The 13,624-nt window shown below is 41.4% G+C and carries 9 protein-coding genes; 6 read left to right on the forward strand and 3 right to left on the reverse strand.

The window, feature by feature from the left end; genetic code table 11:
* Positions 1 to 39: 39 nt before the first annotated feature.
* The 6 genes from WCM76_08235 to WCM76_08260 all read left to right on the forward strand — a co-directional run bounded on the left by WCM76_08235 (position 40) and on the right by WCM76_08260 (position 11,286).
* Positions 40 to 1,308 (forward strand): ATP-binding protein, encoded by a 1,269-nt coding sequence (locus WCM76_08235; GenBank protein ID MEI6765615.1) that lies wholly within the window; start codon positions 40 to 42, stop codon positions 1,306 to 1,308.
* Positions 1,309 to 1,538: 230 nt separating this feature from the next.
* Positions 1,539 to 2,726 carry an FIST N-terminal domain-containing protein gene (locus WCM76_08240; GenBank protein ID MEI6765616.1) on the forward strand — a complete coding sequence of 396 codons (1,188 nt, stop codon included), beginning with the start codon at positions 1,539 to 1,541 and terminating at the stop codon, positions 2,724 to 2,726.
* Positions 2,726 to 4,138 carry an ATP-binding protein gene (locus tag WCM76_08245; GenBank protein ID MEI6765617.1) on the forward strand — a complete coding sequence of 471 codons (1,413 nt, stop codon included), beginning with the start codon at positions 2,726 to 2,728 and terminating at the stop codon, positions 4,136 to 4,138. Before WCM76_08240 ends, WCM76_08245 begins: the two co-directional genes overlap by 1 nt.
* 18 nt (positions 4,139 to 4,156) lie before the next feature.
* The gene (locus tag WCM76_08250; protein MEI6765618.1) at positions 4,157 to 7,150 is read left to right on the forward strand and encodes a PAS domain S-box protein; all 2,994 of its coding nucleotides are present in this window, start codon (positions 4,157 to 4,159) and stop codon (positions 7,148 to 7,150) included.
* 265 nt (positions 7,151 to 7,415) lie between these two features.
* Positions 7,416 to 8,738 (forward strand): metallophosphoesterase, encoded by a 1,323-nt coding sequence (locus WCM76_08255; GenBank protein MEI6765619.1) that lies wholly within the window; start codon positions 7,416 to 7,418, stop codon positions 8,736 to 8,738.
* A gap of 103 nt (positions 8,739 to 8,841) precedes the next feature.
* On the forward strand, positions 8,842 to 11,286 hold the full coding sequence (locus tag WCM76_08260) for a PAS domain S-box protein (GenBank protein MEI6765620.1): 2,445 nt from the start codon (positions 8,842 to 8,844) through the stop codon (positions 11,284 to 11,286).
* Here WCM76_08260 and WCM76_08265 read toward each other — a convergent pair.
* The 3 genes from WCM76_08265 to WCM76_08275 all read right to left on the reverse strand — a co-directional run bounded on the left by WCM76_08265 (position 11,219) and on the right by WCM76_08275 (position 13,558).
* The gene (locus WCM76_08265; protein ID MEI6765621.1) at positions 11,219 to 11,371 is read right to left on the reverse strand and encodes a hypothetical protein; all 153 of its coding nucleotides are present in this window, start codon (positions 11,369 to 11,371) and stop codon (positions 11,219 to 11,221) included. The genes WCM76_08260 and WCM76_08265 overlap by 68 nt on opposite strands.
* 327 nt (positions 11,372 to 11,698) lie before the next feature.
* A complete protein-coding gene (locus WCM76_08270; GenBank protein ID MEI6765622.1) occupies positions 11,699 to 12,079 on the reverse strand; it encodes a hypothetical protein in 381 nt (126 codons plus the stop codon).
* Between the two features lie 84 nt (positions 12,080 to 12,163).
* Positions 12,164 to 13,558, reverse strand: coding sequence for a hypothetical protein (locus WCM76_08275; protein MEI6765623.1), 1,395 nt, complete (start codon positions 13,556 to 13,558; stop codon positions 12,164 to 12,166).
* Positions 13,559 to 13,624: the final 66 nt, after the last annotated feature.

Below are 13,624 nucleotides of genomic sequence, written 5' to 3' on the forward strand. Positions count from 1 at the left end.
AAAAAGGGGGTCAGCTTAACGCGGAACTAGGGGACCAGTTTGCGCGTATTCTCCATTAAGACAGCGCTTTCGGGTAAAGAGGGAATTAAAATGGCCATGGCCGAATCGCCCGATGTTATCCTGCTTGATTTGTCTATGCCGGAGATGGACGGGTTCGAAGTGTGCAGTGTCATTAAAAAAGATGACCAATTAAAGCGTATTCCAGTTATTGTGCTGACAGCACTTAGAACAGACTCATTGAGCAGGGTAAAGATTCTGAGCCTTGGCGCTGAGGCCTTCCTGTCAAAACCGATTGACCGTACTGAGCTGGTTGCCCAAGTTTCATCAATGGCCCGCATGAAGCAGTCGGAAGATGTTGTAAGAACCGAGAAAGCACTTTTGGAAACTGTGGTAGCTGAACGCACCCGCGAACTTTCGGCAGAGCTTGCAAAGAGAGAAAAGACCGAACATGAACTTAAAGCTCTGATTAGAGAACTGGACGAGAGCAGAGAAGCTGCATTTAACCTTACCGAAGATCTTATTGCCGAGAATAAAGACCGCAGACTGGCCGAGGAAAATGTACTAAAACTCAATGAAGATCTTGAAAAAAGAGTGTTGGAAAGAACGGCCCAGCTTGATGAGGCAAATAAAGAACTTGAATCTTTTTCATATTCGGTGTCTCATGACCTCCAAGCTCCGCTAAGGCACATTAACGGATTTGCCGATATGCTGGCAAGCGATTATAAAGAACAACTGCCGGAGGAGGCACAGCACTTTCTTGATACGATAATGCGTAACGCCAAAATGATGTCGTTATTAATCGATGGACTGCTCGATTTTTCCAGAAACAGCAGAAAAGAACTCGAGGCAACAGCCTTCGATATGGGAAAGGTTGTGGAAGCTGCCCGCCTCCAAATTGTAGAGATGTCAAAGAAAAACAACATTTCATGGAATGTGTCTGAATTATTAACGGTAAATGCGGACTATAATCTTATAATGATGGTTTGGATGAACCTTATCAGCAATGCTGTTAAATATTCAGGCGAGCGGAGCCTAGCCATTATTGATATCGGATGTTTTGAAATTGAAAGTGCCGTAATTTTTTACATACGCGATAATGGAATTGGATTTGATATGAAATATGCGCAGAACCTTTTTGGGGTGTTCCAAAGATTGCACTCATCAAAAGGATATGAGGGAACGGGCATTGGATTGGCAAATGTGCGCAAAATAATTATTCGCCACGGCGGTAAGATATGGGCAAAATCTGAACCAGACAAAGGCGCCTGCTTTTATTTCTCACTACCTAAGGCTAACAGCCTAAGCTGATTATCAATATTCAAAATACATGATAAACAGGTCTATTAGCTCGTTTATATGCAAATAGATATGTAGTACCTTCATAAAATATTAAAATTTAATAATTTATAATGAAGTGAATCAATTATAGTAATGTCCGATTGAGAAATGAATTTTGTGTCAAGCGTGAACCATTATTTAAGCACTACAAAAATTTCAATTTTAAAACAGGGAACACATTAATAATTAAAAAGGAAAAAATGTTAGAATTCTTTTCAGCCAGCACACGAATGGTAAATGCCAGAAGAGGCATTACCGAATGCATGGAAGTTGCCATGGGCAACAAATACAGTAGCTGTGATTTGGTAATTTTACACGCTTCTGTAGGACACAATTTTCCGGAACTGACTGACCAGATAAAACAATTGGCGCCAAATGCAAAAATTGTCGCCTCATCATGCTGTGGTATTGTAGGCAGAGAAGGCGTAAGCGAATCTATGAAAGATATTGCGATTATGGCAATTCGGGGAAAAGAATTCGCTGTTTCCCACGCCGACGGAGTTTTTGGCTATAATTCCTATGAAAAGTGTGTTGAAATTGCTCAGGACCTTTATAAAAAAGATGCCGGCGTAAATATGATCTATTTCATGGCTTCAGGAATAGATATTGCAAACGACCAATGCATAGCAGCCATAGAATCTGTTTTCGGGTCAGATGTTACAATTTTCGGGGCAACATCATCCGACAATATGCACGGAGCAATCAGCTATCAGGCCGTTGACAACACCGTTTTTGAGCACGCTGCCTTTATGGTTGGTTTTTCCGATCCAAGCTTAGTGATAGATACCCAGGCAACGCATGGATTTGTTGCCGTTGGGGAACCCATGACAGTAACAAAAGCAGATGGATACAGAATCTTAGAGTTGGATAACAAACCCGCTTGGTCGGAATTTATACATCGACTTGGATTACCTGATACGGCAGGCTGCGGAGATACAATTCCGATCGGGGCTCTTGCCGAACAACTTTCGCCGGAACTGGCAGCGGAATACGGAAATCAGCACATTCTCAGGGTAGTAACCCGGCATAAAGATGAAGCCATCCTCTATCCTACCACCATCAGCGAAGGAACTAAGTTGTGGCTGACAACGCGTAACGAAATATTGATATTCAATGAAATGGATAATATGGTGGAGTCTATGATTGAACGCATGAAAGGCAAAACGCTCGTGGCAATGTTCCATGCCGATTGCCTTGCACGTGGACGCTTTTTATTCAACAGGGTGCTTAAAGAAGAAATTGTGAGTCGCATGCAGACACCATTCAGCGAGAACGGAGTATGCCCGCCATGGCTCGGAATGTATGGTTTCGGTGAGTTCGCACGGTTGGGCGGAAAAAACACCTACCATAATTACACAACAGCATTGTATGCAATATACAGGAAATAATGGACGGGAACGAGAGTACTGATATTCGCACATTTATACCCATGGAGTCCGAGGGAGCGCGGGCGGAGCTCATCAGGCGATATAATGAATTGCAGCTTAAAGTTACCCGCTTTTCAGCCATTGAGCAAGAACTGATTAATACCAGAAATAGCCTGGATAATGAGATTGTTATACACAAACGAATGCATGCGTTCAACAGGAATGCTCTCAAAGAAATATCGGACGGCGCATTTCTAAAATTAATAGCAGAGGCAATCGTTGATATTTTTGAGGTTGAAACAGGATTGGCTTTCTTTGGCAATTTTGATGAGCCGGCGTCCATTCTATTCGGTATAGAAGGTGCTTCGGTTGCTGAACATGAATATTTGAAAATAAAATCTGTTTTAGTTTCATTGTACCGCATCCTAGGTCAGGGAAAGATCCTGCAGCCGTTACCTGCCGAAATGCAATTGCTCGGACCCGATTTTCCTTTATCAGAAGCGTATATAACGCTTCTTGATGAACCGAAAAATGGTATTTCGCTAATGATTGTTGGCGGTAATTTGGTAACAAACAATGTAATTTATGAAAAGCTGGAGGAAGAAAGGAACATCATTTTTGACGTGTTTGGCCAGCAAGTTCTTGCGCAAGCAGTGAATCGTAAGAAGAACCGCGAGATACTTGAAGCCAGAGAAAGTGTACGAAAACTGAATGAAGAGCTGGAACAGCGCGTTATTAAACGTACTGAACAACTGGAACTTGCCAACAAAGAACTCGAGTCGTTCTCCTACTCCATTGCGCATGACCTGCGCACGCCTCTGAGGCATATCAGCAGCTTTGCACAGCTCATAACATCCGAACATGCCAACAATATCCCGGAAGAAGCACAGCATTTTTTGGATACCATCGTCAGAAATACGAATCTCATGTCGTCTCTTATGGACCGACTGCTCGAGTTTACAAAGAATAGCACGCAACCGCTGGTTACAACTCAAATTGAAATAAAGAAAATAGTTGAAACTGCACGCATGCACGTTGAATCAATAGCCGGCGATGTAACCGTAGAATGGCGTATTGCTGATCTGCCTGTAATAAAAGCTGACAACGCATTGTTGCATTTTGTATGGATTAATCTGCTTGACAACGCCTACAAATTCAGCAAAGGCAGAAATCCTGCAATTATTGAGGTGAATTTTTATGAAACAATTGATGATGTTGTCTTTTATGTTCGTGATAATGGCGTTGGGTTTGACATGAAGTATTCACAAAAACTTTTTGGTGTGTTCCAACGACTGCATTCATCGGTTGAATTTGACGGAACCGGAATTGGTCTTGCAAATGTTCGTAAAATAATCACACGCCATGGCGGTAAGGTGTGGGCTGATTCTGAGCTTGATAAAGGCTCGACTTTTTATTTCTCAATACCGAAATAACAGTATAACTTTAATATCATGAAAACACTCGTACAGCATTCAAAATCAGATATTATTGGTGTCTTTGAGGGCTTAAATGTTGCCGTCCTACTTTTAGATAAAGATCTGAATATCATGCAATACACAAGCTTGATTCGGAATTATATGAATATCAGTGCCGATGATATCGGGCAGCCCTTTATGAATGTTATTTACATTACAAAATATGCCGAGATTGGGACCGAGACACGCAGTGTAATGAACTCAAAAATTCCCTTTCAAACCAAAATTGAACTTCCTACTGAAAAGAACGTATTTGTGAGCATAATGCCCTTGACGGGACCCAGTAATGCCCGCGATGAAATTCTTGTAAGCTTCAGTGATGAAAAAAATACGAATATTCCAATGGGCTCGCCGACATCCATAGAAACCCGTTATAACAACGTACTTTCAACCCTCAATGATGGGGTAATCATTTTCGCACCTGATTCAACCGTTATTTCGATAAATAATCAGGCGGCCAAAATATTCGGCGTAACCGAGCAAAATATGGTTGGCAAATTAATGGCCGACTCGGAATGGAACATGTTTTTCAAAGACGGAAGGCCGATTCCTTTGGAAGAAAGTCCGTATGCCATCGCCCTAATGACCAAAGAACCTATTGTAAATCAGGTAATAGGAGTTCAGGCGCCGGACAGCAGCGAAATAAAATGGGTAGAGGTCAATGTTTCTCCTGTTGTTGACGAACAAGGCACTGTAATTGAAATCATCGCCGGATTTAATAATATTTCTGAAATTGTTAAACTTCAGGATCACTATCAGGCCACAGAAGAGCGTTACCGGTCCTTCTTTCATACGAGCCGGATCCCCATGCTTGTGATAGAAACCGCCAGTGGCAGCATTGTAGATGCGAACGACGCTGCGTGCAAGTTTTACGGTTGGACAATGCAGAAAATGACGAACAAGAATATTTCTGAAATAAATACCCTTCCCAGGGCCGAGATTCTCAAGCAATTGGCTCGTGCCGGAAATTCACAACAGAATCATTTTTACTTTCAGCACAAAGTGGCATCAGGCGAGATCCGCGATGTTGAGGTTTTCACAGGGCCCTATGAAATAAATGGCAGCGTATTTATTCAAACAATCATTCATGATATTAGCGAACAAACCAATATAAGAAAAGCCTTTGAGGAAACAACCATAAAGTTGATGAATGCGAACAGGAATGTTTCAAAAGTTCAGAAACGGGGTAAGATCGGTTCATGGATTTTCCAGCCCGACACCGGCTATTGTCATGGTTCGGAAGAAGCCATCCGTCTTTTCGGTCTCGGAAGCAACGACAACCTCACCTACGAGAAGATTCAATCCTGCATTCAGGAAAAAGAAAAAATTCATCAGGACCTGATGAATCTTATTGAGCATGGAGTAACATTAAACGACGAGTACAATGTATATCCCGCCGATGGATCTGCTCCACGGATTATCAGGGCAATTGCCGATTTGGACAAAGAATTCGAAAATGCAAATATTACGGTCGTCGGAACCATTCTGGATGTTACCGATGTAAAGGCCTCGGAAGCGATGTTGGATCAGTCGCGCAGGAATTTTGAAACCCTGTTCAACACTATTGGTGAAATGCTTTTTATACTTGACGAACAAGGGATTATTAAACACGTGAATGACTCTGTATGCAAGCGTCTTGGATATACCATTGAAGAAATTACCGGGCAATCTGTGTTTAAGATACATTCTCCTGAAGACAGAGAAGATGTTGCACAGGTTTTCGCTGAAATATTAAGCGGGATACGAATGAATTGCCCGTTCAATTTAATTACTAAAACCGGTGAGCCGATAGTTGTTGAATCAAGGGCTTACAAGGGCACATGGGATGGAAATCCTGCTATTTACGGAATAACGAAAGATATTTCGGAAATAACACTTTCGGAAGAGAAATTTTCAAAAGTATTTCATTTAAACCCGTCGGCCTGCGGATTTACGGATCTGGCAACGGAGAAATATTTAGAAGTAAACAAGGCATTCTACGATTTACTCGGATATGAGGAACATGAAATAATTGGGAAAACGCCGCTAGAGGCAGGAATTATGACGATGGATGACCTCATTGCAGTGACGGCTCAAATACCTCCCGGGGCATCGAAAATACCCAAACTGGAAGCAACACTGACAGCCAAGAACGGAGATAAAAAAATGGTAACATTGGGTGGAGAAGATTTCAACATCAACGGAAAAAGATTCAGGTACACCGTAGTCAATGACCTGACGGATTATAAAAACGCCATAAATTCACTTCATGAACTGAACGACACACTGGAGCAACACGTTCAATCGCGCACCAATCAGCTTGAAAGTGCCGTGAAAGAGTTGGAAGCATTCAGCTATTCCTTGTCGCACGACCTCAGGGCACCACTCAGGGCCATCAATGGATTTTCGGCGGCACTCATCGAAGATTATGACGCCCAACTTGACGAAACAGCCAGAAACTATTTGAACCGCATGGCAAGCAGTGCACAGCGCATGTCGCTATTAATCGACGACCTGCTGAACTTGTCTGTAATTACCCGCAAAGAAATTGAAATCGGTAGAATTGATATAAAAAGACTCGCCTCCGACATCATAGAAACAACGAATTCCGAGAATAATTTCGGCGTCGAAATTGAAGATGGTCTGATAATAAGCGGTGACCATGGCCTGGTGCGTATCGCATTCGAAAACCTTATAGGAAATGCCATAAAATATTCGGCTCAAGTGAGCTCACCAATGATAAAAATAGGCCGCATCATAAAAAATGGGAAAGAGTATATCTATATCAAAGATAATGGAGTTGGGTTCAACATGGAATACGCTTCAAAGCTTTTCATCCCATTTCAGCGGTTGCATGCCGATACTGATTTTACAGGCACAGGTATAGGTCTGGCCATTGTTTGGCGAATTGTGAATAAGCATGGGGGCGATATCTGGGGCGAGTCTGTTGTGGGTGAAGGCGCAACATTTTACATACGTCTTGAAAGATAAACAGAGGAGTGCTCTGATATATTTGAAAATATAAGGACTCTGGCCGGCCGTTGCCAAGAAAAGTTTTTTCTGGTTTAAAACTGCCAAACATCAGCCGACCGGTCTTTAACATACTATTATTCAAAACAATATGCATATGTTGTTTTTGATAAAAAATAAGAATAATTATATTTACCTTTGTATTATATTATTATGAATACAATAAAAAATACGAGCGGATTCCGAAAAGCTATATGAGTAGGAATAATTTAATAATGAGCGTATTATGAAATTTTCTGTAAGAATATTTAGTGCTTTTTGTGTGATGCTGTTTTTTACGGCTTTTTCACCTTTTGAAAAGTCAGGGCCATCAGATCCCGGAATAAATCCATTTAGCAATGGTGGGAACGAGCGGAATATGATCGTTGTTATCAGCGATATTCATCTTGGTGCCGATATTGCCTACGCTGAGTGTAAACATAACCTTGAACATCTTGAAAAACTGCTAAAACAAATCAAAGAGTCGCCCAATGTTAAAGAGCTGGTTATAGCCGGAGATTTGGTTGATGAATGGTTTGTGCCGGCCACGGTTAACACTTATCAGGGAAAGGATCAGGCCGATTTTGTAAAGCGGGTTGCAACCACCAACAAAGTCGTAATTGACGCTTTAAACAGCATCATTCAAGAAGGTAAGATTTTGGTTACTTATGTGCCCGGAAATCATGATTTAACCATTTCACCAGCAAACATTGAAAGTGTTCTTCCGGGGATAAACCAGGCAAGGGATGCAGGCTTGGGCTTAGGCACTTATTCTCCGGTTGACTATCCCCAAATAGCTATTGAGCATAGTCACCGCTATAATTTTTTCTGTGCGCCTGACCCGTTTTCAAATCAGGATATCGCACCGGGCAACATAATGCCTCCCGGATATTTTTTTACAAGAATAGCAGCACTTTGGGTAGTACAAGGGCGCCCGGCACCAAGCAACATAATACCATTGGTTGCCCCGAATATTTCGGGTAATGAAAGCCAGGATTTATTGTTTCGCTATTGGAAGGATTGGGCATTAACCTTGAATTTCTTCCCGGTTGCAAATAAATTTGATGAGAAAATTATTGTAACGAATGTTAATGGATACACAGGGACTTATTCTGTAAACGACCTTCTTCCCTATCAAACGAAATCAGGCGGATTGATTGATGTGAATTTTTACAAGGGAATTCAAGATAATTGGGACGCAAGACAAACGGCCAATTATGTAGCTGTACATACGGGCGCTTCTCGTGCAATCGATTCAGTAATGTCAGCTACCGAGACCGACTATCAGTCAAGTTTGCAGTATTTTATGAATCCTAAATCAAATAAAAGGATCGTTGTATTTGGTCATACGCACGACCCTAAAATTGTCGGGGCAAAAAGTTATGAAAACAAAAAATGTGTTTATGCGAATTCGGGAACATGGATTGATCATAACCCGGGCAAGACCACTATGAATTTTGTAGTTATAACAGCACAGAAAAAGGATGCGACTTCTCAAACATTTGTAAAGCTTTATAATTTCGAAAATGAAGTTGTAACAAAAATGGCCCAAGACTCATTACGCTATTAATAGAACACGCACACACCTTGTTTGATATTGGCAGTGATACTTATTGATACTTATTTTATGAGCATGCAGGCAAGAAACAAGCCTAACAGATAAAAGATAATGAATGAGGTTAACTGCAGACGAAATCCGCCTGTGGCAGAACGAAAAACAAATAATATCAAAAGAAAACAAGATGGATAATAGTTTCCGAGATTTTTTCAAAAATAACATAGACTTTCTTTTCATACTTGATATGGAAGGAAATATCATTGAAATAAATGATGCCGTGACCAAGATTCTTGGATACTCATCAGAAGATTTAATCGGAAAAAATGTATTGTTGGTGCATCCACCCGAATTCAGGGCACAAGCAAAAATTACAGTGCTGGATATGATTACTGGTAAAGCGGCAAGTTGCCCCTTGCCGCTGCTTGCCAAAGACGACAGTTATGTCCCTGTAGAAACGAGAGTTTACAAGGGTATATGGAACTCAAAGGAAGCTTTGATTGGCGTTAGCCGGAACATGACCGATTTGAAACTGTCTGAAGAAAAGTTCTCAAAAGTATTCAATTTTGCGCCGGTACTCATGGCCATCAGCACACATAGCAGTGGTGTTTTAATAGATGTCAATCAACAATTTTTGAAATCTACCGGCTATACAAAAGACGAGGTTATCGGCAAAACTTCAAAAGACTTAAACTTGTTTCACGACTACTGGCAAAGGCAGAAAGCGCTTGAGCTGATTGCTAAAAAGGGTGAAATACGGAATCTTGAAGTTTCCGTGAAGACCAAATCAGGCGAGCTGATGGACTGTTTGTTTTCAATGGACAATATTAAAATACAAACCCATGAATTCCTGTTAACTTCGGCTATTGACATAACTTCCATAAAACAAGCAGAGAACAAAATCAGCCAACTGTTCAAAAAGCAGAAAATGATGGCCGATATTCTGATGTTGCTCAACGGTTCAACCAATGTTGATTATGCAATTCAAAATATCTTAAATCTGATATTGCAACAGAACGAATACAGCAGGGTTTATATTGTACAGGATTCGCCGGATATCGATTTAGATCCGACTATTATGGAGGCATACAATCTGCGCACTTCCGGCCAGACCAAGAATTTGCTTAAATTGAATACGGTGGCCACGGATGAGTGGAAAGAAAAACTGATGAAAGAGGGCGTAATCTGCTATAAAGATATTACCGCGCTTCCGCCCGATTTTTCGAAATTACTAAGGCAGAGGGGCGCAAAATCTGTGGCGTATTTCCCTTTGCATATCCAGAATACCTATTTGGGTTATTTAGGTATTGACATTTCGAATCCACTTATTGAATTCACCGATTCCGAACTTATTTTTGATAAGACCATTACCAATGTACTTTCGAGTGCCCTGGAGCGGAAAAATGACATTCAGAAAATAAAGGACAGTGAATTGAGGCTGAAGCTTGCCATTGAAAGCGCCAGAGAGGGTATTTGGGATTGGAACAACGTGACAGGTCATGTATATTTTAGCGATACATGGTGTAAAATGCTTGAATATGGAACGGGAGATATCAAGCCACATGTTTCGAGTTGGGCTAAATTGGTTCATCCTGACGATTTGCAAAGTGTAAATGCAGAACTGTCAAAGCATCTCAAAGGCGAAACGGAATATTACGAAACGGTGCACCGTATTCTGACAAAAAGCGGGAAGTGGAAATGGATATTGGATCACGGACGCGTTGTTGAACGGAATCACAAAGATCAGCCGCTGCGGACAATGGGAACCCATATTGACATAACCGATCAGAAACATACTGAAGAGTTGCTTATTGAGGCACTGAGCACTAAGGATAAGCTGATGTCTATTATTTCACATGACCTCCGCGGGCCGATCAGCAACCTTTTGCCCACGCTTGAGCTGCTTACCGATGGTGTTAAACTGGAGGAAGGCAAAAGAGCCAAATATATGCTCAGCTTAAAAAGTTCGGCCTTAGGCACTATGGAACTGCTTGACAACCTAATGACGTGGTCAATAGAGCAGGCAGATGCGATTCAATTAACACCAGAGCCCATAAAAATCAGTGACCTTATTGATGAATGTGTTGCCCAAACAGCACACATGCAATTCCAAAAGTCAATAACCATAGAGTTGAGGTCGCCCAAAGCGGTAAAAGTATTTGCAGATCAGGAAACAACCAAGATTGTTCTCCGGAATCTGCTTTCAAATGCGCTTAAATTCTCGCCTAGCAAGGATACGATTATTATTTCAGTCAGAAACTGCGGAGCCTACGCGGAAATTGAATTTGCTGATAACGGACCGGGAATGTACAAAGATGAAATCGAGAACCTATTCAAATTAGTGCCTGCCGATGAGGGTGCACAGCGGTCAAGTAAAATCGGAACCGGTTTGGGCCTGTATTTGAGCAAGGAATTTACAGAAAAGAACGGTGGAAAGATACACGTAAAAAGCGAGCCCGGAAAAGGCAGCAAGTTTACTTTTTCTTTGCCTGTAGCTAACTCATCCACCTCCCAACTCTCGCATCATATATCCTTGCACCGAAGTCATAATCACTTCCAGTAACTCCCGTAATTTCATCATCTTTTTCCTGGCCATTGAAACCGAAACGGTAGCTATTAGATGAGGACGACCTTTTTTGCATCAACATGCCAAAAGGATAATAATCCTGCGACGATATTTTAACTGCCGAATACGCTGTGACGAGCCCGCCATTGGAAGTCCCGTAGGCATACCTGCTATCAGAAACAGTGGTCAATATATTTCCCAAGTGATTTGCCAATTCGTAATCCTTTTTGAACGGTAAATATAATGAAAAATTGTTAAACTATCTAACGCCTGATTGTTTTTACACCAAGGCTTTAGAACCATAGTGGGTCATACTTATAATTTAGGGCGAGTTTGCCTCCAGTTGAAACAAATATTGAATCGATTTTTCCGTCGGTGCGCTAAGCTATTGCCTTAATACCCAGTTTGCTTAGCTGTTAATATTTTCAATTTCATCATACTTGTAATTGCCTTCACTCTGATTATCTCTATCGGAGTTATTGTCATTGCTATGCGCCGCATCTGCAATACAGTCCAATCGGCCAGTGCCATAGTAGTTATAACATTTTTGGTAATCAAAAGGTCCTCCGCTCATTTCTCGCTTTAGAGTCTCAATATTACCGTTAGCATCATAAATGTATGATGCGCTGAAGGCACCGTCTGTTTGAATGGTCTTGCTATTGCCAGTACGAAGATTTCCTGAAGCATAAGCATTCATTTTCTTAATCCTGTTTAGTTGGTCATATTTATATTTGCGAAGCAACGGCATCATATTTTGTGACGAGCCAATCGGGCAAATTAATGACACCATTGCCTGGATATTTCTATTGTAAAGATTATTGGTACGATGGCCTCACTTGCAATGAAATGATCGACAGTAGTAAAGTTTTTCCACTCATCCCTTGACGGTATTCCACGGCATTATTCCTTCCCCTGGATCTGCATCAAATATTTTATATTTTCGGCCCTTCTCTAAAAAGCGGTTTTTAACTGTTTCAGCAATGCCACCTGACACGGAAACCGCAATATCTGAATCATGCACTATTTCATATGAGCCACGCATTTTTCCTTCTTTGGTAGATTGGGAAATAGTGACCAACGCAGAATTCATATAGAGCTTGCGGAGTTCCTTAAGTTCTAATGCCCCGATGCGCATGTTATCCAGACTGTCAATAAAGATGAAGTTAAAGGTGTTAGGCTTTACCTCATTCACCAAATCCTGATAAGTGCGCAGGTCGGCCAGAAATAGGTTTTCCGTTGCTGCATTGTTATTGATGAACTTGTCTTTCATGGTTTTGGAAAAGCCCTCTTCGCCACTGATATATATAACCCTTCCAAAGTTTACTGCTAGGTAATTAGCAAACTGTATGGCGAAAGTGGATTTGCCTTCACCGGCCATTCCGTGCAGGGCGCAATGGAAGTTCAGTGATGGCAGACCAAAAAAATACTGCCAGCGGCCTTGAAAATTAAGTGCCTGATATTCCATTTCAGTCAAGTGGGCACTGCTGATGATTTTACTACCTGGATTAACGTTATCAGCCGTCTTTGCAGGAGTTGTTAGCTGTTTATAAACGTTTAGCTCACGTTTCGGCGCGGTATTTACGGCAGATTTTTCAAGTGGGAGGCGGAGGTTCGGGACAGTTTTTATTATGACTTCTTTTTCGATAGTTAATAGCCGCTTAGTCTTACTCAACATGGCTTTCAGCTCATCAATTTCAGTATCAAGTAACGTTAGCTTAGCGTTTATATCCTGAATTCTAACGTTTAACTCACGGATTTCCAATTGTTGCTGCTTTTCGCGACGCTCTTTGGTCAGCAACTCAAACGCAATACCACTAAGGCACCCCCAAATTCCACCTTTAAATGCCCCGGCTAAACGTTTATTTGGGTCACGCTTATCTTCTTTAGCGTGGCTATAGCCAATCAAAGTTCCTGCACTTGCGCCAAGGAGCACAATATTGCCTGCCCCCATATTCTTTAGAATTTGTAACTCTTTGGTAATTGCCATCTTTTGCTGCTGCAATTTTTTAGCATCTTCTTCCTTTTGTTTCAATTTTAATTGCAGGGCAATGAATTCCTTATTAGGGACTACCTCAGTAATCGTTTTTATGACTGGCTCTGGGTTGTCATTCACTAGCCCTTTCAATTGCTTCTGGAATTCTTCTTCTGCTTTTTTTTGAGATTTGTTATTTTGCCAGAATAAAGACCGGCAGGACGAGCTGCAAAAACTTGCATCGTCTCGCTGTGCAGTAAACTCTTTGCTGCAACGTTTACATATTTTTGTTTTCATAATTATTATCAATTATCAAGAAGGCGGGAGCAAACATGTGTCACTCCCGCCGGTTTATAATTATAG

The organism is Bacteroidota bacterium, assembly GCA_037133915.1.
In the GTDB taxonomy this organism is placed as follows: domain Bacteria; phylum Bacteroidota; class Bacteroidia; order Bacteroidales; family CAIWKO01; genus JBAXND01.